General features: G+C 41.0%; 20 protein-coding genes and 2 pseudogenes. 16 read left to right on the plus strand and 6 right to left on the minus strand.

Annotation, left to right across the window (positions count from 1 at the left end):
* The 10 genes and pseudogenes from AC2JBO_RS21445 to AC2JBO_RS21490 form a co-directional block, all read left to right on the plus strand.
* Positions 1 to 244, plus strand: a pseudogene (locus AC2JBO_RS21445) (prepilin-type cleavage/methylation domain-containing protein); the annotation flags it as partial.
* A 134-nt stretch (positions 245 to 378) separates the two neighbouring features.
* The gene (locus AC2JBO_RS21450) at positions 379 to 1,014 is read left to right on the plus strand and encodes a TIGR04282 family arsenosugar biosynthesis glycosyltransferase (protein WP_496955683.1); all 636 of its coding nucleotides are present in this window, start codon (positions 379 to 381) and stop codon (positions 1,012 to 1,014) included.
* A 32-nt stretch (positions 1,015 to 1,046) separates the two neighbouring features.
* A complete protein-coding gene (locus AC2JBO_RS21455; RefSeq protein WP_496955684.1) occupies positions 1,047 to 1,313 on the plus strand; it encodes a hypothetical protein in 267 nt (88 codons plus the stop codon).
* A 239-nt stretch (positions 1,314 to 1,552) separates the two neighbouring features.
* The gene (gene hpsJ-B / locus AC2JBO_RS21460; RefSeq protein ID WP_496955685.1) at positions 1,553 to 2,392 is read left to right on the plus strand and encodes a hormogonium polysaccharide biosynthesis protein HpsJ; all 840 of its coding nucleotides are present in this window, start codon (positions 1,553 to 1,555) and stop codon (positions 2,390 to 2,392) included.
* Positions 2,393 to 2,415: 23 nt separating this feature from the next.
* On the plus strand, positions 2,416 to 2,550 hold the full coding sequence (locus AC2JBO_RS21465) for a hypothetical protein (protein ID WP_496955686.1): 135 nt from the start codon (positions 2,416 to 2,418) through the stop codon (positions 2,548 to 2,550).
* 27 nt (positions 2,551 to 2,577) lie between these two features.
* Entirely contained in the window at positions 2,578 to 3,441 is an 864-nt protein-coding gene (locus AC2JBO_RS21470; RefSeq protein ID WP_496955687.1) for a glycosyltransferase family 2 protein, read from the plus strand.
* Positions 3,442 to 4,015: 574 nt separating this feature from the next.
* Entirely contained in the window at positions 4,016 to 4,756 is a 741-nt protein-coding gene (locus tag AC2JBO_RS21475) for a DUF502 domain-containing protein (protein WP_496955688.1), read from the plus strand.
* Positions 4,757 to 4,861: 105 nt separating this feature from the next.
* Positions 4,862 to 5,503, plus strand: a complete 642-nt coding sequence (gene nusB, locus AC2JBO_RS21480; RefSeq protein WP_496955689.1) for a transcription antitermination factor NusB — start codon at positions 4,862 to 4,864, stop codon at positions 5,501 to 5,503.
* A 117-nt stretch (positions 5,504 to 5,620) separates the two neighbouring features.
* Positions 5,621 to 7,204 (plus strand): signal recognition particle-docking protein FtsY, encoded by a 1,584-nt coding sequence (gene ftsY / locus AC2JBO_RS21485; protein WP_496955690.1) that lies wholly within the window; start codon positions 5,621 to 5,623, stop codon positions 7,202 to 7,204.
* A 773-nt stretch (positions 7,205 to 7,977) separates the two neighbouring features.
* Positions 7,978 to 9,399 (plus strand): PP2C family protein-serine/threonine phosphatase, encoded by a 1,422-nt coding sequence (locus tag AC2JBO_RS21490; protein ID WP_496955707.1) that lies wholly within the window; start codon positions 7,978 to 7,980, stop codon positions 9,397 to 9,399.
* A gap of 289 nt (positions 9,400 to 9,688) precedes the next feature.
* Here AC2JBO_RS21490 and AC2JBO_RS21495 read toward each other — a convergent pair whose 3' ends face one another.
* A complete protein-coding gene (locus AC2JBO_RS21495) occupies positions 9,689 to 10,678 on the minus strand; it encodes a DUF2278 family protein (protein ID WP_496955691.1) in 990 nt (329 codons plus the stop codon).
* Positions 10,679 to 10,983: 305 nt separating this feature from the next.
* On the opposite strand from AC2JBO_RS21495, the gene AC2JBO_RS21500 reads away from it, so the two are divergent.
* From AC2JBO_RS21500 to AC2JBO_RS21510, 3 genes are all read left to right on the plus strand, one after another.
* On the plus strand, positions 10,984 to 12,972 hold the full coding sequence (locus tag AC2JBO_RS21500) for a potassium channel family protein (protein ID WP_496955692.1): 1,989 nt from the start codon (positions 10,984 to 10,986) through the stop codon (positions 12,970 to 12,972).
* A 182-nt stretch (positions 12,973 to 13,154) separates the two neighbouring features.
* Positions 13,155 to 13,700 carry a photosystem II reaction center PsbP gene (psbP, locus tag AC2JBO_RS21505; protein ID WP_496955693.1) on the plus strand — a complete coding sequence of 182 codons (546 nt, stop codon included), beginning with the start codon at positions 13,155 to 13,157 and terminating at the stop codon, positions 13,698 to 13,700.
* A gap of 35 nt (positions 13,701 to 13,735) precedes the next feature.
* Positions 13,736 to 14,326 (plus strand): Maf family protein, encoded by a 591-nt coding sequence (locus tag AC2JBO_RS21510; protein WP_496955694.1) that lies wholly within the window; start codon positions 13,736 to 13,738, stop codon positions 14,324 to 14,326.
* Positions 14,327 to 14,605: 279 nt separating this feature from the next.
* On the opposite strand, the gene AC2JBO_RS21515 is transcribed toward AC2JBO_RS21510, so the two are convergent.
* Positions 14,606 to 14,911: a small RNA NsiR4-regulated ssr1528 family protein gene (locus AC2JBO_RS21515; RefSeq protein ID WP_496955695.1), complete on the minus strand. Its 306-nt coding sequence runs from the start codon at positions 14,909 to 14,911 to the stop codon at positions 14,606 to 14,608.
* A gap of 162 nt (positions 14,912 to 15,073) precedes the next feature.
* Here AC2JBO_RS21515 and AC2JBO_RS21520 point away from each other — a divergent pair, with 162 nt between their 5' ends.
* Positions 15,074 to 15,466, plus strand: a complete 393-nt coding sequence (locus AC2JBO_RS21520; RefSeq protein WP_496955696.1) for a transcription antitermination NusB family protein — start codon at positions 15,074 to 15,076, stop codon at positions 15,464 to 15,466.
* On the opposite strand, the gene AC2JBO_RS21525 is transcribed toward AC2JBO_RS21520, so the two are convergent.
* The 3 genes from AC2JBO_RS21525 to AC2JBO_RS21535 all read right to left on the minus strand — a co-directional run bounded on the left by AC2JBO_RS21525 (position 15,463) and on the right by AC2JBO_RS21535 (position 19,247).
* The gene (locus AC2JBO_RS21525) at positions 15,463 to 15,714 is read right to left on the minus strand and encodes a hypothetical protein (RefSeq protein ID WP_496955697.1); all 252 of its coding nucleotides are present in this window, start codon (positions 15,712 to 15,714) and stop codon (positions 15,463 to 15,465) included. The two genes, AC2JBO_RS21520 and AC2JBO_RS21525, sit on opposite strands and share 4 nt — an antisense overlap.
* A 133-nt stretch (positions 15,715 to 15,847) precedes the next feature.
* Complete coding sequence (gene ppc, locus AC2JBO_RS21530; protein ID WP_496955698.1) at positions 15,848 to 18,892, minus strand: phosphoenolpyruvate carboxylase; 3,045 nt, start codon at positions 18,890 to 18,892, stop codon at positions 15,848 to 15,850.
* A 124-nt stretch (positions 18,893 to 19,016) separates the two neighbouring features.
* Positions 19,017 to 19,247 (minus strand): hypothetical protein, encoded by a 231-nt coding sequence (locus tag AC2JBO_RS21535; protein ID WP_496955699.1) that lies wholly within the window; start codon positions 19,245 to 19,247, stop codon positions 19,017 to 19,019.
* 259 nt (positions 19,248 to 19,506) lie between these two features.
* Here AC2JBO_RS21535 and AC2JBO_RS21540 point away from each other — a divergent pair, with 259 nt between their 5' ends.
* Positions 19,507 to 22,512 (plus strand): DUF1574 domain-containing protein, encoded by a 3,006-nt coding sequence (locus AC2JBO_RS21540; RefSeq protein ID WP_496955700.1) that lies wholly within the window; start codon positions 19,507 to 19,509, stop codon positions 22,510 to 22,512.
* Positions 22,509 to 24,011, plus strand: coding sequence for an MBOAT family O-acyltransferase (locus AC2JBO_RS21545; protein WP_496955701.1), 1,503 nt, complete (start codon positions 22,509 to 22,511; stop codon positions 24,009 to 24,011). Before AC2JBO_RS21540 ends, AC2JBO_RS21545 begins: the two co-directional genes overlap by 4 nt.
* A 100-nt stretch (positions 24,012 to 24,111) precedes the next feature.
* Here AC2JBO_RS21545 and AC2JBO_RS21550 read toward each other — a convergent pair.
* A pseudogene (locus tag AC2JBO_RS21550) lies at positions 24,112 to 24,920 on the minus strand (hypothetical protein).
* Between the last annotated feature and the right edge of the window lie 68 nt (positions 24,921 to 24,988).

A 24,988-nucleotide genomic window follows, 5' to 3' on the forward strand; every position in this document is an offset into this window, starting at 1 on the left:
GTGGAATCAACTCGAAGCTAATATTGTCCTAGATGTTGAAACTACAATGCAACGCCACAATGGAGTTCGCAGAACTGTATTCGATTTTCGAGGTACTGTAAACCCACCTCTTGGCAGAATAACACTATCTACTAAATATGGGGGTAAAATCAAGCGTTGTGTCTTTGTCTCTACCATCTTAGGCGCCATGCGTACAGGTACAGAAAATTATGAACCTGACGAAAACGGTAGATACTGCTACTAAGCAGTGCGCTCGTTGAAAGTGCTGAGTGCTGAGTATAGTTATGAGTTGCGAGTTATGAGTTATGAGTTATAAGTTACCACTCAGCACTCAGCACTCAGCACTCGGCACTCAGCACTAATTACTTACCACTTTTTATGCAACACTTAATCATATTTACTCGTTACCCTGAACCTAACAGGACAAAAACTCGATTAATTCCAACACTTGGCGCCGAGGGTGCAGCAAATCTTCATCGTGAGATGACTGAGCATACTTTGTCTCAAGTTTTACCATTGAATATTTCTATCGAAGTACGTTTTACTGGTGGTAACTTAGAACTAATGCAAGCTTGGTTAGGCTCTAATTTAATATATCAGCTACAGGGAGAAGGTGATTTGGGTGAGCGTATGGCGCGCGCTTTCAACGAATCTTTTCAACATGGTGCCCCAACTAAAAATCAAACTAAAAATACAACTAAAACAATTATCATTGGTACAGATTGTCCTGGTATTGATGCAGCACTGTTAACAACAGCGTTTGCACATCTTGACGAAGTTGACTTAGTGTTGGGACCAGCTCTTGATGGTGGCTATTATTTGATTGGGTTATACCGTTTCATCCCTCAATTATTCAAAAATATTAGTTGGGGAACTTCTCAAGTACTACAGCAGACTATGGATATTGCCCAAACTTTGGGTATATCTTGTACACACCTGGCACCGCTAGCAGACATTGACCGTCCCGAAGACTTGGAGGTATGGAACAATTTGCAACGGATGCAACACATGTAACGGATACGACAGATGTAACGGATGCCAATACCATGATTAATCCGAAATTGATGATACCTTCATATTGGTTAGAGACAGGGATTAAGCTTGAGAAAGTAAATAATCTCAATCTCTTCAGGTTTACGGATGAACTTCAAGCTTGTTCCGATGACCTATTAAAGAAAACTAAATTAGGGTCAATTACAAAAGAAGAAAAAGCAGAGTTAGATAGTATATCCGAATTAGCACAGATTTTTACCTATGCTAATTCTCTTCTAGCTGTTGAATCAAAATGGTCTCCAACACAACCCGAAAAATAATCGGACATTATATCAACTAGCCGTTACATCCGTTGCCAAATGGTATACTTAATTACTGTAAATTTTCTGAGGACACGGGAAAAGGCAGGTGTTACTGTAGTGTAGTTCGCCAAAGAAGTAAAAAATTATCATTACGTATAAATTTGTTGTCGTTATTGTAAAGAACAGATAAGGTTAGGGGAACAATATTCCAGTAACTTTAAATATAACAAGCACTTGTACTACCCAAACGAGAACCTATGATTAACAGTTTTGCAGCCGCGACAGCTTCGCGTACCCTCAAAGTAGGGGGAATTATCCTACTCTTATCTTTCCTAATTGACTTTATAATTTTGCTGTTTCCTTTCCAGCCAACTGATAGAGCTTGGCAAATTGGTTTGGCGACTGCTTTGGTAGACCGTGGTATTGTGCCTATGGTTGGTTTGGGATTGTTAATTGCTGGGTATTGGGCAGATAGCTTTGAAGGTGAAGAAAAATTTGGCGGTTTTGACTTGAGACTACCTGCATTCATCTTATCGAGCATTTTGGGCTTGATGTTTTTGTTAATTTTTCCTCTGCACTTAAACAACGTTCGTCAAGCTAGCGCACAAACCGTTGAGCAAATTGGCAAACAAGCAGAACAGCAAGAAAACCGACTCAATAACCAGTTATCTCAAGTTCAAGCTCAATTAGGCAACGACCAAGTTAAAGCTGAACTAGAAAAGCAAAAAACTCAAGCCAAAGCACAATTTTCAGAACTTCTCAAAGACGAGCAAAAATATAAGCAAGCGCTAGAAAATCCAAATATCCCTGCTCCTGTCAAAGAAGTGCTTAAAAAAGCTAAAACTGACCCCAAAGTGCTTGATGACTTTATTGCTTCACAAAGCGACCCTCAAAAGTTAGCAGACCAACAAAAGCGTCAGATTCGTGAGCAAAAAGAAAATGCTGAAAAACAAGCTAAAGACCAAGCTTGGAAATCTGGTTTACGTATTGGGATGAGCAGCTTATTACTCTCCATCGGTTACATCATCATCGGTTGGACTGGTATGAGAAGCATGGGTATGGGACAAAGTAGCGCGCGTAAAGCTACCGCAAGATAATAGTTATGAGTAGAAAGTGCTGAGTGCTGAGTAGTAACTCCCAACTCCCAACTCAGCACTCAGCACTCAGCACTCAGCACTCAGCACTCAGCAATCAGTACTCAGCACTTAGCACTCAGCACTCAGCACTCAGCACTCAGCACTATTTGATACAATAATTTAAATATTTCCACGATATAAAGATAATGATATCGATTTACATATTGACCTATAACGAAGAGTTAGATATTGCTGCTTGTATCGAGTCAGCGATGCTTTCGGATGATATTATTGTCGTGGACTCAATAAGCAGTGACCGCACCGTCGAAATTGCAAATCGTTACCCAGCGCGCGTTATTCAACATGCTTTTGAAAGTCACGGGCGCCAGCGTACTTGGATGCTAGAAAATATACAGCCAAAGTACGAATGGGTATATATACTCGAAGCTGATGAGCGGATGACAAAAGAGTTATTCGCGGAATGTATTGCAGCAAGCCAATCTAACTCACAGTATATAGGTTATTATGTAGCGGAACGAGTCATGTTTATGAATACGTGGATTCGTCGCAGTACCCAATACCCACGCTATCAACTACGATTATTCCGTTATGGTAAAGTTTGGTTTAGTGACTACGGTCATACCGAACGTGAAGTTTGCGACGGCGCCACAAGCTTTCTAAAAGAAACTTATCCACATTATACAAGTGGTAAAGGGCTGAGTCGTTGGATTGACAAACACAACCGCTACTCAACCGACGAAGCCAAAGAAACAGTATATCAACTTCAACATGGCGCTGTTAAATGGCGAGATTTATTTCTAGGCAGTTCCGAAGTCGAACGTAGACGCGCGCTCAAAGACTTATCGTTACGCTTACCTGGGCGCCCAATTATTCGTTTTATTTATATGTATTTTTTACTCGGTGGCTTTCTAGATGGTCGCGCGGGTTTTGCATGGTGTACACTGCAAGCCTTTTACGAATATCTAATTTTACTCAAAGTCTGGGAACTTACAAACATGGCGCCTGCCGATACAGAACCCAAAACACTCGAACCCATTAATAGATCGTAGGTTGGATGGACGAAGCGCGCAACCCAACATAAACGCAACCCAACCTAAAATTAAGTAAGTCTTATTCATCCCAACACTAGCAAGTTGTAGCCATGTCAAACTAGCAATACACAGAAAACGTGTAAATATGAACACTAAACTTGTTGAGTCACTAGGGTTAATAGTTTGCGTATTAACTATTCTCGTATGATTATTCGATGAAAGTTAAGCGGCGCCACTATTGCTGGAACAGGCAGGATACCTATTCTACAAGATGGGTTGTAACATAAATTAATATTTGTATCACTACTTCTTATCTTTTTCAGAATTCACTGCACAGTCCGTCATCAAAGATAGCTGCCTCTATGCGGCTATTTGCACGGTTCAGTTCGGTATTCCGGTAGAACTTAATTTGGCACGGTAATATTAGAATAAATATTAAAACTTGCAACATTCAGTTACAAGGTTAAAAATATTAGCATATTAACGATAGTAACAAGGCTTCTAGGCATCTCTAAGAAGCAGTAAGCACACGAGTAACACTTAATGAGTTTATATTGAGCGTGCAGGTTATATATTGACGCGCGTTGGTTGTATGAGTGCCAATAAAAAAAGTTCTACTAGCCTAAACAAGGAGAATGGGAGATTGGTAATCGAACGCTTGAAGCAAGACTTAAAGAACGACCTGATTGCTGGGTTGCTGGTTGTTATACCTTTGGCAACTACAATTTGGCTGACGATTACCATTGCTAACTGGGTTATTGACTTTCTTACCCGAATACCCAAGCAAGTTAATCCCTTTGACGGATTGCACCCGATTTTAGTTAATTTACTTAATATTTTAGTTGGTTTTGCAGTTCCACTATTAAGTATCCTTTTAATGGGATTAATGGCTCGTAACATTGCTGGACGCTGGTTACTTGATGTCGGTGAACGAATAGTACAAGCGATTCCTTTAGCTGGACAGGTTTACAAAACTCTAAAGCAACTTCTCGAAACGTTACTTAAAGATACAAATGGCAAGTTTCGCCGAGTTGTTTTGGTAGAATATCCAAGACGCGGAGTCTGGTCTGTCGGATTTGTAACAGGCGCCATTAGCAACGAAATTCAAGCGCAGTTACCACGTCCAGTGTTAAGCGTGTTTGTGCCCACTACTCCAAACCCTACCACCGGATGGTATGCTGTAGTGCCTGAAGATGAAGTCGTTAATCTATCAATGTCAATCGAAGATGCATTCAAAATTATAGTTTCTGGTGGTATAGTTGCCCCAAACACCCCCCTACCCCCATTAGTAATGGCGCCGAAGCATAAAGTCAAAATTCCACTCGCCGAATAACACTCAAATAATCCCGATGAAGAAAAATTAATCAGAAGTTGAAACCAAGAAACCCTATTTCCATATATCTACATAATCCACAATCCACAATCCAAAATCTAAAATATGCAAGAGCGTAAACCTCGTCAAATTGCGCGCGAACTGGCACTTCTAAGCTTGAGTCAGTTGCCCGCAAACCCCAAGAAGCTGACCGAAGAACAGTTACCCAAACTAGTACTCGCAGCAGTTCGCACTCTCCGTTCGGAGGTGCAAGATACTCTCGATAGCGCAGCAGGTGAATTACAGCGTAGTAATGACCGTCTACTCACTAGCCAAACTCGTGCTAGCGACCTTGAAACCGCGCGCACAATGCTTAAAGAAGCTATCTCTTATACTCAAACAGCAATTAACCAGCTAGGTGCTGCTATTGAGTTTCCCGAATTAATCCAGCTTGCAAACCAAGATAAAGATGTCGCACACTATGCCATCAATATAGTTCGCACTGTCAATGAGAATCAAAGTCTCATCGACGGAGAAATATCTCAAGCATTAGTTGATTGGCAAGTAAACCGTCTTGCTCAAATCGACCGTGATATCTTGCGTATTGCGGTAGCAGAAATGCGATTCTTAAATCTTGAAGACCGTATGGCTATTAATGAAGCTGTGGAATTAGCTAAACGCTATAGCGAAGCTGATGGACATAGATTTATTAACGGGGTTTTACGTCGTGTTACTGAAAAGCAATCTGAAGTCGGAGCTAGAGGATAAAAATTCCCCAACCCCCCTGCTGTTTATTATACGGGGGGTTGATATTTTCATATACATTAAAATTATATTAAATTATCTTTGTATTCTATTTTTTCGCCCCTTATTCCCTAAATAACAATGGCTTTTAACTGGTTCCGTCGTCAACATAACGATTCTTCAAATACTCCTAACGAACAAACGTCAACCGAACAGCCAGAACAACAGGCGCCTTCTGAAACTGATGCGGCGCCTTCCTCTACTGATTTACTGGCATTTGCTAAGGCTGCGTATAAAAATATTCAACAGAAGCAGACTGAAGAATCATCTCAATCTACTGTATCCGAGGCGCCTACCGATACTAACAATATAGATACATTTGAACCACAGCCACAGATTATTGAACAAACTATTGAACAAACAACTACTGTTGAGGCGCCCATCGACGAAGCACCTGTACAAGAAGAAATAGTTAATTCTATAGTTAATACTACTGAGTCTACGGAAGCTGTTAATACCGAAAAAAATACGGAAGTACAACCAGTAGCGAATTTATCTTTTCTAGAACGTGCTGCGGCTGAACGTAAAGCTAGACAAGAACGGTTGATGCAATCCGCAGTTGATATTGATGCACCACAAGAACAGGTAGTATTTGATACGAATGTTGAAACAGAAACAGAAACAGAAACAGAAACAGAAACAGAAACATCTGACCTAGAGTTTGATGAGGGGTTTGTATGGTCAGCCGAAGTGCTTGCAGCTCAAGGTCGGCGCCCAGAAGATGTTTCAATAGAGGAAATTAACTGGCTTAAAAAGCTACGACGGGGTTTGACGAAAACTCGTCGCAATATAGTAAATCAGCTTAAGGCAATCGTTGGCAAAGGACCCCTTAACTCTGATGCAGTAACAGAAATTGAATCGTTACTTTTACAAGCTGATGTTGGAGTTGAGGCAACCGACTATATTATTGATGCTTTACAAACTAAACTTCGTTCTGATGCGCTACCCCCAGATGCAGCAATTGCATATCTAAAGACCATTCTCACAGATATGCTCGAAGCTCCCATTCAAAAATCACAGAAGAATACTTTTGCCCCAGAAAAGGATACTCTCAATATTTGGCTCATGACTGGTGTTAACGGCGCCGGCAAAACTACAACTATTGGTAAACTTGCCCATCTATCCCAAAAATCAGGCTACCGTACTTTGATTGGCGCCGCCGATACTTTCCGTGCTGCTGCTGTTGAACAAGTCAAAGTTTGGGGTCAACGTAGTAATGTTGAAGTCATATCAAATCCGGGTAAGAATACAGACCCAGCAGCAGTAGTATTTGATGCAATAGCTGCGGCAAACGCTCGTTCGACAGAATTACTGTTAGTAGATACCGCAGGACGGTTGCAGAACAAGAAGAATTTGATGGAAGAACTCAGTAAAGTCCGCCGAATCATCGACAAAAAAGCCCCCGAAGCTAAAGTAGAATCACTGTTGGTGCTTGATGCAACATTAGGTCAAAATGGACTGCGACAAGCTGAAGTTTTTTCTCAAGCTGCCCAGTTGAGTGGTGTAGTCTTAACTAAACTCGATGGGACTGCCAAAGGTGGTGTCGCGCTTGCTGTCGTCAAACAGCTAGGTTTACCAATTCGATTTATCGGCGCCGGTGAAGGTATCGAAGACCTTCGTCCTTTCTCTAGCTACGAATTTGTCGAAGCTTTACTTAGCAACTAAGATGTAACAGTCTGTCGTTCGATATTAGTTGTCAGTTGATAATTTTGTCAAAACGAAACTAATATTTTTTTATAAAACGTACAATCACTGGTATTATCAGTTGCATCCTGAATAATTGAGATGTGGAGGCGCCGATAAAGACGTGTCTTACAGCACCTCAAGTATTTACTTGCAGTTCAAAAGTAAAAAGTCGCCCAAAAGTCAGTTTAACAGAATCAACTAATATCTAAGAGCGGAAAATGCAAGAAGAGGTAGCATATGGTCTAATAAGCCCTTATATATATATTTGTAGCTATATTTGTAGCTGTCCTCCCTCGACCTAAGTCTGGATGATAGTAATTTTTTGAAAATTTAATGATTGAACAAAAGTACTCGATTTGTTAGTCTCTAACTACGGGTATAATACAGTGCGTAAACTCTCAACGACGTGCCTACCCCCTATACCTGTCACCCCTTTGTCAAAATAGTTATCATGGGGAGTAAATATAAAATTATTATCCTTTGTCTATCTTAGGATACATGATGTATTAATTAGGTTGTGAGATTATTGTAAGCTTCTAGTAGATAGTAGAATTACGTTAGTTCAATCAAAGTGATTTAAGTATAAATTACTAAAGTTTTATGAAAAATTGCATACAAATAAACAACTTTCTTAGGGGAAATAATGAAATACTTATAAAGTTTTTATCCTACGTCATAATACGCTTGCAAAAATTACAAGCTTTGCCCCAATATGGTGTAGCAATACTAAGCTAAAAGATTAAAGTTAAACAATACCTGTGCCTCAACCACCTTCTCAACCCACTAACAGCAATACCAGCACTACAACTGATGTCACTCCAGTGGTAGCGCTGAAAGAACTTGTGGCACGTTTACACCGCGAGCAAAATAAAATTCAAGACTTGCTGAGTTCGTTGGGATTTGCGCTTAGAAGCTTTAATAATTTAAATCAGTTTTTAGAGTTAATTCCGCTGATGGCAACGCGAGTTACTGATGCTGATGGTAGTGCCCTATTTCTTTACAAGCCAAATGGGCAAGTTCGGTTAGAACAATTGCACTGGCAAGATAGCCTTCAGCGTAAAGATATTCGTAAAGCGCTTGAAACAGCCAGCAGTCAAATCACATTATTGACCAATGCTGTACCTTTAACAACGACTGGCATGTTAGATGACCAAATGCATCGCCATTTAGGTCCAGATGTACAAATATTTGGTACAGCTATACTCGTCAAACATAATGAGCGAGGATGGTTATATGTTTTGAGTCGTGACCCAGATTACACTTGGACTGAAACACGTCAAAAACTAGTTCGTTTAGTTGCAGACCAGACTGCTGTCGCAATTGAAAACGATGAATTAGGAGTAGAACTGCGGAAAAAAGAACGTCTCGACCAAGAACTGGAAATTGGCGCCGAAATTCAAAGGCGCCTTCTACCGCGTCAATGTCCGACAATTCCAGGTTTAGCTTTAGCCGCGCGGTGTAAACCAGCAAATCGCGTTGGTGGTGATTACTATGATTTTATCCCAACCAATCACAACCAAATTCAACCTAGCGGTAAAAGTAATAGTACGAATAATAGTAATAATCAGATTAATCCTGATGATGGACGTTGGGGTCTAGTAGTTGGTGACGTTATGGGTAAAGGCGTCCCTGCTGGGTTAATAATGACAATGATGCGGGGGATGTTACGAGGTGAGGTATTGCACGGTCATCCACCCAAACGAATATTACAAAACTTAAATCGCGTCATGTACGCCGATTTAGAAAACTCCAATCGTTTTGTTACACTCTTTTACTCAGAGTTTGACCCACAAACGCGAACTTTATACTTCAGTAATGCAGCCCACAATCCTCCATTATGGTGGCACGCTGCAACCAGAACAATATCACGTTTAGATACGCTTGGAATGCTAATTGGTCTAGATGCAAATAGTGAATATGAAGACAGTCAAGCGCAGCTAGAACCTGGAGATGTTGTTATTTATTATACAGATGGTTTAACTGATGCAGCCTCAGCGAGTGGCGATAGATTCGACGAAGAGAACCTAGTTACAGCACTCAGCACCGCCTGCCGTATATATAGTGAACCCCAAGAAATACTAGATTATATGTTCGATAAAGTACATGATTTTATTGGCACCGACAAACAAAACACCGACGACATGACGCTAGTAGTACTACAAATAAAAGAATAAACACGTAGGTTGGGTGGAGCGTCAGCGTAACCCAACACTAGTTAAAATATATACTTATGTCCAATATAAAAAGGCGATTTTTACTCCATAATATTACTTAATTTAAATTATTTAGGCTATAAACGATACTTTTATAACGAGACAATGTTTTATCAACGGATGTAACTATTGCTTCATGTCATTAAATTTAGGGAGTTGGCGCCTTACTATAACTCTCGCTTTGGTGCGTGACACCACAATATCATTCGCTTCGTTTAAAAATTGTTGTAGTGTCACGCACCCTACCCTGTTAAAAAACGATTGTCCAACCTTCGTTGCTAACTTTTTCTTTGGTGTAGGAAACACCATCAATTTTTAGACCACTGTTGTCGAGAAGGGTAATAATACCGCCTTCGTTATCTAGGTTAATTGCACTACCTAAAGCTACTTTTAAAACTTCACCTGGATTGATAGTACCAGTGAGTGAGTGCTTCGCTTTCAATTTGTCAGCTATTGCCCATCCCGTTAAGTCAACTGGTTCAGGTGAAGTATTAAGTAAAGTAACAGTTTCTTGATTTTTGTCTTTGCCAACAGGGTTGACCAGTGCTGCAACAATACGAATTGCTGCGGTAGTTTCTGGTATAACCGTATCGATACGGTTTCCTGTTCTGTCGTCGGTGTGGAACGATTGTGATTGGAAAGCTAGAAAAATTCCTACCCATGAAGAACGTGATGGATAATGTATTAATAATCCTCCATCTTGCCAAACTCCATTATCTCGTTGGAATCTACCGTCATTACCTTGGTTCATGTGGATATCATGGATACCGTTACCTGGAAGAAAACCAAAGTATTTGTCTTTAACGTCTGTTTCTGGACCCCATCTTTCTCCAAAAGCGTATATTGAAGCGTCTTCACTTTCAATTGCTCGCTCGATATATAGTTCGATAAGTTCGTTTAAGTCATTATCTGGCCCAGGAACGTTGTATGGTAAAGGTTTCATCTGCGCTGTGTCAAACAAGTTGCCGCGAATGAAGTCTAAAGCAAGTCCACCTGGTTTTGACGGGACTTCATGAAAACCATTATCTAGCTCCGTTAGTCCTTTTACTATCGGATGGTCAAAGTTTTCGTCCAAATAATAAAACAGTTCTGACGGCGCCTGTTTTGATTTAACGTTGATGGCAATACGATACTTAGTGTCTCCATCAGTAAGTAGTACTTGGTAGTGAGGTGTTTGTCCTTCACCTAGCTTACGGTCTATAACTCGACCTTTGAGTACGCCATAATTCTTTAAAGGCATTTAATTCTCCTGTTTAAATAAACAACCGATACTACAATACTCGCTTTCCCTTTTCCGTAATCAAGCCATAAGTATATTTATTTACGAGTACTAGATTTGTCCTTTGCCATGATGGCATAAGTTTTTAAATTTGACCAAAATTATTACAAAATTATTTTTTGGTGCCTGTGGTGTAGAGACGTGATTAATCACGTCTCTACAAATTTAAAATTATTATTTGTATCTACAAATTTAAAATTAATATTAATTTGCATAAAAATAAGGTAGTTTTTTGTATATAAAATATAGTTATATAAAAATAAACTATGCAGCGGGATAAACATCGAAGCGTCAATTCCTTTCTGGTTTGCGGACTTGGTAACTTAGGTCAGTATTGTGTAGCTGTGCTTTCTGAGTTTGGTGTTACCGTACACGCTATCGAGATGAGCGAAAATCCAAAGTGGCAAATTCCTGATTTAGCTGCAAAACTCGATAACCTAGTTACTGGTGATTGTCGGCAACCTCACATACTTGAGCAAGCTGGTATTCGTTACTGCCGCGCGATATTAATTGTTACGAGTGATGAAAGCACAAATATTGCTGCTGCATTTGCCGCGCGTTCTTTAAATCCGAATGTTCGTTTAGTAATTCGTTCATCACAAGAAAATCTCAACGAGTTGTTGCTGCAAAATCTAGGCAACTTTGCTGCTTTCGATGCAACTCAACTTCCTGCGAAAAGCTTCGCGTTAGCTGCTTTGGGTAGTGAAACACGAGGATTTTTCACTATTGAGGGTAGCTTATTAAAAGTTGTCAGAGCAGACATTAGTACTACGCATCCTTGGTTAGTGAGGCGCCAAATTTGCGAATTTAATAATTCAAACCGACGAATACTAACTCATACACGTGCAGGACAAGCTCAACCAAAAGCTTTTTATGAATGGGAGCTAGACTCTACCGTGTTGGACGGTGACACAGTAGCTTATATCGAACTAACAGATACTCAAGTCGCGCGTTCGGTGTCTTCCACAAGACGTACAAAAATTTGGCAAAAAGTATCTGCTGGTATTGAGTGGAAAAATTTGCTGACGAATTCACTACAATGGTGGCAAGAAAGAAGTCAAACTCAGCGTGTAGCAGTATTTAGCGGTCTGTTTATTTTTAGTTTATTTATATGTGGAACTGTATTTTACAAACTTCAATATCCGAAAATTTCATGGCAAGACGCGATTAATGTCTCAATTGTTCTAAGTATTGGTGGTTATGATAATTTATTCGGGCAGTTGCAAATACCCTTTCCAATACCTTGGTGGCTACATTTATTCAGTATTAGCTTGACTGTGGCTGGAACAGTTTTTGTTGGTATTCTTTATGCTATTCTTACCGAGCGCGTTTTAGCTTCCAAGTTTCAATTTACTAAGCGGCGCCCTTTAATACCCAAAGCTGACCATGTAGTACTAGTTGGACTAGGACGTGTTGGTAAACGTGTAGCAACACTCTTAGATGAACTCAAACAACCGCTCGTTGCAGTCCACGCTACAGAAGTTGAGACGGAAGCATTACCTAATATATCTTTAGTAATTGGTAATATTAAACAAGCCCTAAATAAAGTAAATATTACTACAGCCAGAAGTGTTGTCGCCGTTACAGATGATGAAGTTGCTAACTTGGAAATAGCTTTGCGAGTATATTCTGAGAATCCAGGTGCCAATTTAGTTATCCGTACATTTGACCCTAGATTTAGTGAAAATATTGCTCAGTTACTACCTTTTGCACGGGTATTAGGCGCCTATTCATTATCCGCAGAGGCATTTGTTGCGGCAGCATTTGGAGAAAATATTATTAGCTTATTTAGACTTAACGGTCAGACTACATTAGTAGCAGAATATTGTATCAAAGCCGATGATACTTTAAACGGCAAATTACTATCAGAGATTGCTTACGGTTATAGTGTAGTCCCAATTGTATATAAAAAAGCCATAGCAGACCCACCAAAATTTATGCCATCTGATGACACACGGCTTGGAGTTGATGATAAACTCATAGTCCTAGCAACTATCGAAGAACTACAAAAAATTGAGCGCGGAATCATCAGACAGAAACATTGGTCAATAATTATCGAAAAAACCGTTTCCCAAGAAGCTGCATTTGAAGGCGCCGCAGTAATTTCTAGAATTTCAGGTTGCGACATGGCAACAGCTAGAAATGTCATGACTCAACTACCGCAAACCTTACCATGTCCCCTTTACAAACATCAAGCACAAAGATTGGTAAACGAATTAAGCAAAACCCAAGTTATGGCACGTATTTCCCCGTAGGATAGGCATCTTGCCTGTCCTAATCAAGGGGTATGGCGCCACTAATTAAACCAGCGCACCTCGTATGTTGTGTATGACATGGTTCCTTATAGTCACGCTTGATGAGAGAATGTAAACGAAATATTACAAAATATATTGTTGAAATATATAATTGCTTCGAGCTTAGAGGGGATTGAAAACAAATGTGGAAACGAATTGGATTGATTTTGCTGTTAGTTCTTAGCTTCAGCTTTGGTTATTCAGACATTGCAGCTGCCGCTGGGTTAAAGAATTTTACAGACACTACAGATGGTTATGAGTTCTTATACCCCAATGGCTGGGTGCAAGTTAAAGTTGCGAATGGTCCGGTTGTAGTGTTCCATGATATTATCGAGCCTTCGGAAAATATCTCAGTCGTAATTAGCCCAGTTCCCGATGGTAAATCATTAACTGAGTTAGGTACACCAGGGGAAGTAGGATATAAACTGGGTAAAAATGCACTGGCGCCCGAAGGTTCTGGTCGTGAGGCAGAATTAATAAACGATGCCCAAAGGGAAATTGATGGCAAGCTGTATTATAAATTGGAATACTTAATCAAGCTTCCCAATAACCAAAAACGCCATAACCTTGCCAATGTAGCTGTTAGTCGTGGTAAATTATTTACTTTCAATGCCTCAGTCACAGAAAGACGTTGGCCGAGAGTCAAGCGTTTGATCGAAAATTCGATCGATTCGTTTAAAGTTTATTAAATATAGGAAGTACAAAGTAATTACGTGTAGAAAATATGGGTGTTCCACAATTTGTACTTGCTTCAGCTTCTCCCGCACGTCGTCGGTTATTACAGACTATTGGTATCGAACCAGTAGTCTCTGTAAGTCATTTTGACGAATCACAAGTGCAGTCACGCGACCCAGTATTATTAGTACAGGTACTTGCCCAGCGAAAAGCTGAAAGAATTGCTCCTAAGTTTGCAGATGCTGTAGTTATGGGTTGTGACTCGGTATTAGCACTCAACGGAGAAATTCACGGTAAACCTGCAACTCCCGAAGAAGCTATTTCTCGCTGGCATGAAATGCGCGGTCAAATTGGTGACTTGCTAACTGGTCACGTTTTAATAGATACTACACAAAGTAAGATGATTGTCAAGTCTCAACTTACAAAAGTTTACTTTGCAAATGCAACTGACTCAGAAATCAGAACTTACGTAGCAACAGGTGAACCATTAAACTGTGCAGGCGCCTTTGCTTTAGAAGGTAAGGGAAGCGTGTTTGTAGAAAAAATCGAAGGCTGTCACAGTAACGTCATTGGGTTAAGTTTACCTTTACTGCGAAACATGCTAGCTGATTTAGGGTATGCAGTCAGCGATTTTTGGTAGGGTGCGTGACACCATCACAAACACAAAACAAAACTAATGAACTAGTGGTGTCACGCACCTTACAAATTGGTAAGCTAGTGGTTTGTGTCAATAGTTTTGGGGTGTTAGAAAAAAGAACCACAAAGACACAAAGAACACAAAGGAAGAGAGAACAACCCAAAACTATTGACACAGACCACTAGTAAGGTGCGTGACGCTACTAGTTCATAAGTTTTACTTCGCGATTGTTATAGCGTCACGCACCCTACCTCTCAATTATTTACCACCGTAATAAAAAGATTATTTACCACCGTAATAAAAAGCGACTTCTTTCTCTTTGAGTTCAGCAAAACCGGCGCCTGATAGCATTTGGTTAAGTTCAGCTTGAGGAATATGTTTGGCGCCTATACGGACTATACGCGAACGCATGGTATTGGATACACCACTACGCTGACGGTTCGCCTCGAGTCCCATGACTTTGTTATACAATTCTAATTTTGCTTCTGGGATGGGAGTTCCATCAAAATCAATACCGCGCGCGATTGCTTCGTCAATGGCATCAGCACCCTTGGTATCCTGGTTGGCTTGGTTAGTTTCAACAGACATGGCTTTTTTGTATCATATTCCATTGTCAATTTTACCAAGATAGGGCACTCACAAGCTAAAACAATGCTTTATTGGGATTTTGATAAAGATACTTGCCAGTAAGCGGTTATATAGTTTAACCTAAGCACCAAAGGTGTTGCTAAGGTAAGGTAAGGTAACGATATGTCGGACATCGATGCTCCATATTTACAAAATCGTTCACTGGAGCAAGCTCTGACCAATAAAATTATTGACAGCTATTTCGATAGTGCGGAAAGTTGGTTACGCGCGATTTTGCGGATGTGTTTTTTCTCGCTAACGCATCTTGATGGACTACCCGTATTCGTTGTGGAATGTCCAAACCAAGCGGTTGCAAAACGGCTTAGTCGCAAAACTTTCCCATTTCGCGGTGTTTTATATTACTTGACTGATGACTTCAGTGCTGGCAGTCGTTCGCTTTTTTGTTATCGCGGTAAAGACAGGGTGTGGTATTGTTACGACACCAGCACTTCCCTTTGGACGACTTTGGCTGATTTAGAGGCGCCTACGATTTACGGTGATTATGAAGAGATTTAATACTTCTTTTTAGTCACCAAGCCCCCAACAAAGGCGCCTAAAATTGTCCCAGTCCACAAACCAGTAGTACTACCTGACCAGATGGCGCCAGGAGCAACTGCTACACTGCATATTTCTCTAACTCCCCACACTTGATTTTGACACTTTTGGCTCCTGGCATTCATCGATATTTGCCAGCCCGCAAAGCCTGCAAAAAATCCCGATGTCAAAGCTAAAAAAGTACAAACTAATACACGGTTTTTATTCATAAAAAAATTTACAGTATCCAACCGTTCTTGTGGGATGGGCATCGCAAGCCCCGTTCTACCAACTTATAATTTGAAACGGGCAGGGATGCCCGTTCCACAAGATGTTATATAAGATATCTATCTTTGGAAGAGTTCAACCTGTATTTCTCATTCCTGCCGCAATACCATTAATGGTAAGCAAGGCGCCCCGTAAGAGTTCACCTTTACTGTAACGAGAGTGGATAACACCCGATGTCGGGGTGTTCTTAGTTTGACGTAGACGCTTCAGCAGTGATACTTGGATAAATCCTAACGGCACAATTGTACCATTGCGTAATTGAACTGAGCGTTGCAACACAGGGTCGCCATCAAGGAGATTTTTATGTCCTGTGATTTGTAATACAAAATCACGGGTGAGGTAATATTCTTTAGCTATTTGGTCAAAGACTTTATTAAACCTCTCACGGTCGTCAGGATGTGATAATTCCTTGACGTAATGCTGTGCCATTAACAGGTCTACTTTTGCTAACGTCATTTCCGCTTTGGAAATAACCATTTTGACGAATGGCCACTTCATGTAGAAATATTGCAGCAGTTTCATGTGTTCTTCAGGTTCTTCATTGAGAAATTCCTGAAGTGCGGTTCCAAGACCATACCATGAGGGTAACAAGAACCGAGTTTGTGTCCAGCTAAATACCCAAGGAATAGCACGTAACCCCGTTAAGTCTTTTTTACCAGATGGGCGCCTTGCCGGACGTGAACTAATTTGTAGCTGGCTAATTTCGTCGATAGGTGTACACGAGTGAAAGAAGTCTATAAAATCAGGCTGTTCGTAAATCAACGCGCGGTAATGTTTACGCGAACGTGCGGCTAATTCTTCCATTATCTCGTTCCAAGGCTCGATATCATCAAACCCAGTTCGCAGTAAGCTAGCTTGGATAACAGCAGTAGTTATTGTCTCCAAGTTATACAAAGCTAAATCGCGTAATGAATACTTCGATGCTAATACCTCACCTTGCTCTGTAATTTTGATGCGTCCATTTATACTATGTCCTGGTTGCGCCAAAATAGCTTCGTATGCTGGACCACCACCGCGACCTACTGAGCCACCACGACCATGAAATATGCGTAAATTTACACCATATTTCTCCGCTATTTCTTGCAGACTTTTTTGGGCTTTGTGAATTTCCCAGTTACTGCTGAGGAACCCTGAGTCTTTGTTGCTATCTGAATACCCCAACATTACTTCTTGAAGGTTGGGAGTCAGAGGTGGAGACTCAGGAAAGGATGGAGTCTGTACATCCATCACAGAAAAACCACCAGCGAGCAAGGCACGGTATAAAGGTAACTCGAATAACTGCTTCATAACCGCGCGCGACCGCAGCAAATCTTCCACCGTTTCAAACAAAGGCACTACTTGAATCGTTCCAACTGCTGTTCCTGGGTCATACAGTCCTGCTTCTTTGGCAAATAGCAGCACTTCCAAAACATCGCTAACTTCGCGACACATACTAATAATGTAGGTCTGGCAGATGTTATAACCAAACTCCTGTTGAAGTGACCTAACAACACGTACCGTTTCGATAACGTCATTGGTTTTTTCAGAAAACGGTAACTCAGCAGATATTAATGGGCGCCTGGTTTGGAGTTCGCTGGTTAACCATTCAACCCGTTCAGCTTCTGAAAGTTCATTATAGGGTTTTGAATGAATACCCAAATATTCGAGAATTTCGTTCAATGCATCCGAGTGACGCGAAGACTCCTGACGAATGTCTATCTTGGTTAAGTTAAAGCCAAAAATTTCAACTTGGCAAATTAGGTTTTCGAGAAGTTGAGAAGTTAAGCCGGTTTCACTGAGGTTGCTTTGAATTAAACGCAGTTCTGCTAAAAAATCTTCTCCAGAGCGATATGCAGGAGCTGAAATATCTTTTATATTTTCCCGTCTTTGCAGCGCTGAATTACGCGCGAGTGTATTTTCAAGTCGTTTGAGGATATACGATAATTTGAGCCGATATGGTTCTTGGCGATACCGAAGCGCTAGTTCATCATAAACTTGGCTCATCTGAGATTGTTCAAGTTCTAACGATTCGAGTAAATCAGGAAGTACATCACTCCACTGCATCGAAACACTTAATAACTCACGTAGCTCCTTTACTGAGTCGATATACTTTTTAAGCACAATATTGCGCTGATAACAAGCTGTTTCCCAAGTAATGGCGGGTGTTACAGAAGGATTTCCATCTCTATCACCACCAACCCAAGAACCAAATTTACAAAAGTTTTTGCTTGGCGGTTCTAACCAAGGATAAGTTGTATGTAAAGTTTGTTTAAAGCGACGAAATAACTGGGGAATAGCGTCAAAGAGAACTTCTTGGAAATAGTGCAGCGCGTAATCAACTTCATCCAGTACGGATGGTTTGAACTGATGCAACTCATCGGTACGCCACCATAAACGTATTTCTTCAACCAACTGTGATCGCACTTCCTCAGTTTCCCACACCGGAGCATTCGTGGCGCCACCGAAGCGCTTATCAAGGGTATCAAGTGAGTGTAGTAACTGCACGACTCGACGCTGTTTACCACGAATTGTATGGCGAACAATTTCAGTAGGGTGCGCTGTGAACACTAACTGTACATCTAACTGTGCTATTAATCGCTGAATCAGCTGTGGCGGAACATTAAGCTTGAACAACTGAGGAAATAATGCAGCAAATGTACCTTTCTGTTTATTAGAACCAGAGTTGCGCCAGCTTTTTGTAAGTAAATCAGCACCCAGTCCACTATTAACAGGAAGTCCCTCAACATTATCTTGGTGGACAATATTGGGTAAAGTGTCCTCAACTTCAGTAGTTGGTTCTCCCTCGTACCGAGTCATTTGCTGCCTTTGCTCGTAGTCCTGCTCGATAATGTTAATCAACTGGAAGTACAGCGCAAAAGCCCGTGCCGCGCGGATTGCTTCATTAATGTTAAGCTGTTCAATCAACCTAAATACTTCGGTTGCTTGGTCTTTAGTTGCTTGTCCTTCTGGCGAACATAAATCGCGTAACAGCCGCAATAAATCAACCATTTCCTGACCACACTCTTGACGCAGCACGGTTTCCCATAACTCCTCCATAACTTGAAGGCGATGGCGCAAAAATAAATCGGATGCAGGGTAGTTATTCACAGCCTGAGTGGAAGAGTATAAAAGGGAACTCATATCCTCTGTTGTAGTAGAGCCGATGACTTTTCAATTATTCTGTATTGCGAGAAATATCGGTAGGGAAAGTACCGCATACTTTTTGGGTAGATGTGTATATTTTTTTACGTAATAATGAATTCACTCAAATTTGGTTCTGATTTTGACTTGGGAAGTCGAGAATAGGCAAGCGCTCGCTTCGTAGCAATTCTTCTGACGCTTGTCCAACAGCGGTAAGAGTATCAGTTGCTGTTTTTTGTGCTAAAACCAGCATGAAGACAGAAACAGTACCAACTTGGAGGAGGATAGATTGAGGAATCGTAAATAAACCAACGTTTAATCCGTGGTTATGGGGATTTGAGCTATTTAATGACATTCTGTTTTTTGAGTTGTTGTAGGATAAATGGCAAAATGACTAAGAGCCAATTTCAGTTTGAGGCAGCTTGAAAAACCTTCGAGAGCGAATGGAAGCAAGCTAACAGGGTGACAAAAATGTTAAAAAAACTTCATGATTTAATGATTCTATCGTTTTAGTTTACAAATAAACTGCTGTTGTTACTAGTCCTCTACGCTCTCACCACCTGTTAATAACCTAAGATTGTGACCGCTATCTACTACTTAACGCACGCTTTTCCATGAAAACAGTACTACCAGACCGTCAAAAAACAATAGTGCAGTGGGTCAGTCAAGCAACTGGTATTAACACTCTAGGGGTGAAAATCAGGTTGCAGGGAAATGACTTACATATTTTGTGTGAAGCTGTGGAGTGTCCGTCGAGGTGGCAAACCTTATCAGATTTACTCAATGCCTTACAGCAAACAGATTTAGAAGCATTAAAAAGTAACGATAACAGCGAACAGCCTTCTATATATCAAGTATTTGTTTACGGTCGAAAAAAAGCCGTCAAGCGACCCGAATGGTGTCACCGAGTATTTCTTAATCAACTCGACCGTCATCTCGAACAAGTCAACCAAGCATTAATTCGAGATACACAGCGTCACTCAACAGGCGCCATAATCATCTCGAATGAGAGTTTAGCAAAAAAAGGCGACCCTGAAGCAATTGCTCGGTATTTAAGCGAGACTCTCAGTTCTTTAGGCATTGGAGTCCGCGTTAAAGTCAAAAAGCAACAAAGTCAAGATAACGAAAGTACAGAAAATAGCAATCGATTGTGGGTACTTTGTAAATCAAGCTACAGTCCAGACCCAGCACTTATTGCCGAACCAGTTGCCCAGAAGTTACGTTTCCTCAAACTTGCTGGTTATCAAGATGCTGTTATTGTTTCCCACGTTAAAGGAGAAACAAAACCTGACTGGATGTTACGGATAGATTTAACACCAACTTCGATAATGCTCAAAGACTGGGCACGTTGGGGTGATATACAAGCACTTGCTCAGTATCTTAACGAAAAACTAAACGAGAAACTAAACGAAAAATCACTTGACAAAATTGTAATCACTACCTCTCTACAAGAATCAACGCTACACGTTTTCTGTACTTCAGCCGATAGTAAAACATCTAATAAGGCATCAACGGCGCCGAGACGGGGGTTGTGTATGAAAGAAGTAGGCGCCATTTTAGATGATGTTGCTCCACAAGGAATTAGTGCTGCGACTGTGTACGGACAAGTTAGCGCAGAAGCTTCTCCAGCATGGATAGATTGGCTTACGCTTAGAGCTTCAAATCATCCAGCGTTATTAATACCCCCCATCGACCTAGCTAGTTGTGGGGATGAACCAGCGATTGTTTTCTTAATAGAACGCTTATTAAATCCTGACTTAGATTGGCGCCTCAAAACTGGTGGAATACGTGTACTGCTACTGCGAAAAGGAGACTTAATGCACGTGATGTGCGATGCTCCAATTTGCCCACAGCGTCAAAAAGTCACAACTCAAATCGTTAAATTACTACGTCAAATCAAAATACCAGGAATATCGGGAGTGCGGATGTATGGGCGCCGTGCAGGCAACAAACAACCATCTTGGCACTACGGCGTTGATTTTACACCGAGACAGCGCTTAGTTCCAGAACCACCCCCAGAATTTGCTGTAACTGCTGCAATGGTTAAAGAACTGTTGCCACCACCCGATGAGGAAGTGCTACGGAAAGACGTAACACCAGAAGAAGTACAAAGTTTTGTTAAGCAAATCGCGCATTCTTGGGGAACAACAGCAAGACAGCTTTTACTCTCCACGCATTTATTTACAGATAAAGAAACGAATCTTCCAGAACAAAATTCTGGAGCGCAAGGACGTTTAACCCTGGTTGTTTGGGGAATAGTCGGATTACTATTAACGCTACAAACTGATTGGGTGTTAAACCATTTTTCGCAGCAACCAAAACCTGCATCATTTGCCACAAGTAAAGTGACCGAAACATCCCCAATAAAGAATCAAAAGGAGAATCAAACGGACGCATCACTTACAGTTAACACCAACACAACCAACACCGAATCCAAAAATCATTCAGGCAAAGAGACAACGTTTAACGCTTCGGCATTTACGCAGGACACAGGTAATGAAAATCAACAGCGAGGAGGTACGGCAACAGCAATTTTACTAGCTGCACGTACCCAAACGCCTACTTTCAACGCTCGTCAGCTTGATGAGCAGTTGGCACTATATCGGCAACGGTTACAGAAAAACGCTGGAAAACCACCAGATATTTTAATTGTTGGTTCTTCGCGCGCTCTAAGAGGTATTGACCCAGTTGCGCTTTCCAAAGCACTAGCAACTCAAGGCTACCGCAATTTAGATGTCTTTAACTTTGGTATCAACGGCGCCACCGCTCAAGTTGTTGACTTTGTTTTGCGTAAAGTCCTTGAACCTAAAGAACTACCAAAATTAATTGTCTGGGCAGATGGTGCCCGTGCTTTTAACAGTGGACGCGAAGATATAACGTTCCGCTCAATAGCAGCTTCCCCAGGCTATAAACAAGCTATCGAAAAATCAATAGCTCGTGGCGATATTGATAGTACAACAAATAAACAACCTGATGACTCAACCAATCAACAGCAAAACAGCTATCAAGTAGTTAATAACTGGTTAAACGATAGATTAGCTTCTTTATCAGGAACTTACCAAAACCGCGAGCAAATCAAAGCATTATTAGGTAGTTCTTTAGATGCTTTAACAGGTAAAGATATTGCAGATAAATCGAAAAATCCCGCCAAGTCAAATGTTACTGATGCAGAAGAAGCAGCACAGTCAGTAGACTTTGATGGGTTTTTGCCGTTATCGATACGTTTTGAGCCAAGTATTTACTACCAAAAGCATCCAAAAGTTAACGGTAGCTACGACAACGACTATAAATCATTTCTACTTGGAGGCGACCAAGACGCAGCCTTTCAGGAGATATTAAAGTTTACTCAGTCTCAAAAAATATCTTTAGTATTCGTCAATATGCCTTTAACAGCCGAATATTTAGACCCTGTTCGCACACAGTTCGAGCAGTTGTTTCAAGAGTACATAGTGCAAAATAGTACCCAACGTTCGCATTTTGTGTTCCGCGACTTAAACCAGCTCTTTCCCCAAAACAACGACTTTTTCTCTGACCCTAGTCACCTGAACCGCTACGGCGCCTACGAAGTTTCCAACAAGCTAGCCAAAGACCCAATGATTCCTTGGATAAATAAAAAATGAGTTTAATTTCAATATTATACGGATTCTTTTTACTAAGTGTTCTTGGTATTTACTGGTGTATTGGTCAGGAAAAACTGCGTTTGTGGGTACTCCTAATTGCAAGCGTAGTTTTTTATATATCCTACCAACCACAGTATTTACCGTTACTATTAATACTTGTTTACATAAATTATCGTTTAGGTCTAGAAATCGGACAAAACACCTCACCTGGACAACATACTCAAGATTGGCGTATATCTAACGACGAGTGGCAATATGCTCAAGCAGACTGGAATCGGCGCCGCTTAAGTTTGGTATGTTTGGGAATAGTTTTAAATATTGCTTTATTATTTGGTTTCAAGTATCTAATACCGTTTTTAAAGTTTGCCTTACCTGAAGCTACAATCAAAGGCTTTGGTTTAGATACATTTAAACTGCTGGTGCCATTAGGTATATCTTACTTTGTGTTCGAGTGTATAGCTTACTTAGTAGATATATATCGCGGCGCCCCAGCAACAAAAGATTTGATCAAATTTGCCAGTTACAAATTACTCTTTTTCAAAGTTACTTCCGGTCCCATAACCCGCTACCACCAGCTAGCCAACCAATTTAAAGTCGCACTACCCAACTCAAATATCATTGCCGAAGCATTATGGCTAATAGCCCGTGGCGCCGTCAAGAAAGGATTGCTCGCCGATAACATTGGTATTTTTGTAGATATTTGTTTTGGCAACCTTCAACGTGCAGGTAGTACTGATATATGGTTAGGAACATTCGCGTATGGTTTGCAGTTGTATTTAGACTTTAGCGGTTACGTTGACATAGCTCGTGGAAGTGCAATGCTGTTTGGTTTGGTATTGCCAGAAAACTTTGACTCTCCCTACTTCAGCACGAGTATTGCTGATTTTTGGCGCCGTTGGCACATGACTTTAGGAGACTGGTTGCGAAACTATCTATATTTTCCTCTTGGTGGTTCGCGCGTTTCTTTAGAACGAACATGTGTCAACTTAATGTTTGTTATGGTCGTTTGTGGAATTTGGCACGGCGCCGCGTTAGGGTTTATCGTTTGGGGAATGATGCACGGTTTAGCTTTAGTAGTGCATCGACTCGTAGATAAAATCAGCGACCGTATAGAATTTCTCGAACACTTTTGGCAATCACCAATTGGTGTTATGTTCGCATGGTTCGTAACTCAGTTAATGGTATTTACCTCCTGGATATGGTTTCGCTTACCTGACCTCCGCGACTCAACTTTAGCAGCCCAACGTCTTTGGGGACACACTGCCGATGCTCAATTTTCCCAACTCGTATATGTTGAAGCTTTAAAAATTAGCCAGTACCAACTTACGCTTCTACTAGGTGCTGTATTCACCTGCATAGCAATAACATACTTTTTTAAGCGTCATCTCAAACTCGCATTCAACTGGCACCTCAAATTACTACTCGTCCCATTATGCTTTTACATCGTTTGGCTACTGGCGCCGCAGGGTAGTCTGCCATTTATTTACTTCGACTATTAGGCGCAAATTACAACTCTCTTATCTCTGTGTCTCTATGGTAAAGAGATACTATAAAATTAATAAGGTAGACCAATAGTAGCGGGCAAGGATGCCATTGGCGTCAAGTTAAGGCTGGCGCCCATATGTCAAGAGACCTTTGGGCATTATTCCTGTGTCGCCTTCGCACAGCTTTAATAAGACCCATTGAGCGATGATTCTTCACGAGCCAAGGTATAAGTTGTAACTCTGGATTTCGCAGTTGCGCGCGGTAAGCCAGTCCTGTAGGCGGGTTGAGCGCCGTAGGGAACTGGCGCACCCGAAGGGTTAAAAAAATATAAACTGCGGAAAACCATTTCTGTTGAAATTTGTTCCAATGGCTGCTGTAAAGCAATGGCGACATCAGCGCATAAATCATTAAGTACGGTATAAAAAATCCAAGTTGCATAGAGAAAGCATTTTTATGCCGTTTACTCCACCAACCCAAAGATACGACAAACCAAGTAAACGTTTTGTAAGTAAAAACGCATCTTCAATAGTCCGGTTTTTAGCTGCGATTTGCTGTACCACTTGTTCAAATAACACCTTAAATAAATCAGCAGGTAAAGTATTGAGGCGCTGAGATAACGCTTGTCGGCTTATTTTTGTTGCCTCAACCCACATCAAACCTTCAAATTCCAGTACACGTAATACGTCCGTTAAGTGCTGTACTTGCCGATACACTATAGTTAGTACTATTGCTGCCATTACGGGTAGGGTTAATATTCTTGAACGCAAGCTGCGCTCCTTGTCTTTTAATCCTTTAAGGGTTGTGAACGCACCTGGACTCACTAGTTCAAAAAGTCGTGCTTCTATTTCTTCACTCTTCGGTGCCAGCACCGAAGAGCGATGACGAAAGTCTGGATTGCCTGGTTTTTTGCGTGGTTTACTCATAGCTTTTCTCGCACCCTGTGTTGAGTTTAACCATATCTGGCGCCACGCTTGACAAGGTTCCATTTTTC

This window comes from Calothrix sp. CBUCES-K 9914 (genome assembly GCF_059640475.1).

What these genes read in the sequence shown, in the direction of transcription:
- AC2JBO_RS21450 (WP_496955683.1), top strand. Translation starts at nt 379, where the DNA reads ATGCAACACTTAATCATATTTACTCGTTACCCTGAACCTAACAGGACA.
- AC2JBO_RS21455 (WP_496955684.1), top strand. Translation starts at nt 1,047, where the DNA reads ATGATTAATCCGAAATTGATGATACCTTCATATTGGTTAGAGACAGGG.
- hpsJ-B (WP_496955685.1), top strand. Translation starts at nt 1,553, where the DNA reads ATGATTAACAGTTTTGCAGCCGCGACAGCTTCGCGTACCCTCAAAGTA.
- AC2JBO_RS21470 (WP_496955687.1), top strand. Translation starts at nt 2,578, where the DNA reads ATGATATCGATTTACATATTGACCTATAACGAAGAGTTAGATATTGCT.
- AC2JBO_RS21475 (WP_496955688.1), top strand. Translation starts at nt 4,016, where the DNA reads ATGAGTGCCAATAAAAAAAGTTCTACTAGCCTAAACAAGGAGAATGGG.
- nusB (WP_496955689.1), top strand. Translation starts at nt 4,862, where the DNA reads ATGCAAGAGCGTAAACCTCGTCAAATTGCGCGCGAACTGGCACTTCTA.
- ftsY (WP_496955690.1), top strand. Translation starts at nt 5,621, where the DNA reads ATGGCTTTTAACTGGTTCCGTCGTCAACATAACGATTCTTCAAATACT.
- AC2JBO_RS21495 (WP_496955691.1), bottom strand. Translation starts at nt 10,678, where the DNA reads ATGCCTTTAAAGAATTATGGCGTACTCAAAGGTCGAGTTATAGACCGT.
- AC2JBO_RS21500 (WP_496955692.1), top strand. Translation starts at nt 10,984, where the DNA reads ATGCAGCGGGATAAACATCGAAGCGTCAATTCCTTTCTGGTTTGCGGA.
- psbP (WP_496955693.1), top strand. Translation starts at nt 13,155, where the DNA reads ATGTGGAAACGAATTGGATTGATTTTGCTGTTAGTTCTTAGCTTCAGC.
- AC2JBO_RS21510 (WP_496955694.1), top strand. Translation starts at nt 13,736, where the DNA reads ATGGGTGTTCCACAATTTGTACTTGCTTCAGCTTCTCCCGCACGTCGT.
- AC2JBO_RS21515 (WP_496955695.1), bottom strand. Translation starts at nt 14,911, where the DNA reads ATGTCTGTTGAAACTAACCAAGCCAACCAGGATACCAAGGGTGCTGAT.
- AC2JBO_RS21520 (WP_496955696.1), top strand. Translation starts at nt 15,074, where the DNA reads ATGTCGGACATCGATGCTCCATATTTACAAAATCGTTCACTGGAGCAA.
- AC2JBO_RS21525 (WP_496955697.1), bottom strand. Translation starts at nt 15,714, where the DNA reads ATGAATAAAAACCGTGTATTAGTTTGTACTTTTTTAGCTTTGACATCG.
- ppc (WP_496955698.1), bottom strand. Translation starts at nt 18,892, where the DNA reads ATGAGTTCCCTTTTATACTCTTCCACTCAGGCTGTGAATAACTACCCT.
- AC2JBO_RS21535 (WP_496955699.1), bottom strand. Translation starts at nt 19,247, where the DNA reads ATGTCATTAAATAGCTCAAATCCCCATAACCACGGATTAAACGTTGGT.
- AC2JBO_RS21540 (WP_496955700.1), top strand. Translation starts at nt 19,507, where the DNA reads ATGAAAACAGTACTACCAGACCGTCAAAAAACAATAGTGCAGTGGGTC.
- AC2JBO_RS21545 (WP_496955701.1), top strand. Translation starts at nt 22,509, where the DNA reads ATGAGTTTAATTTCAATATTATACGGATTCTTTTTACTAAGTGTTCTT.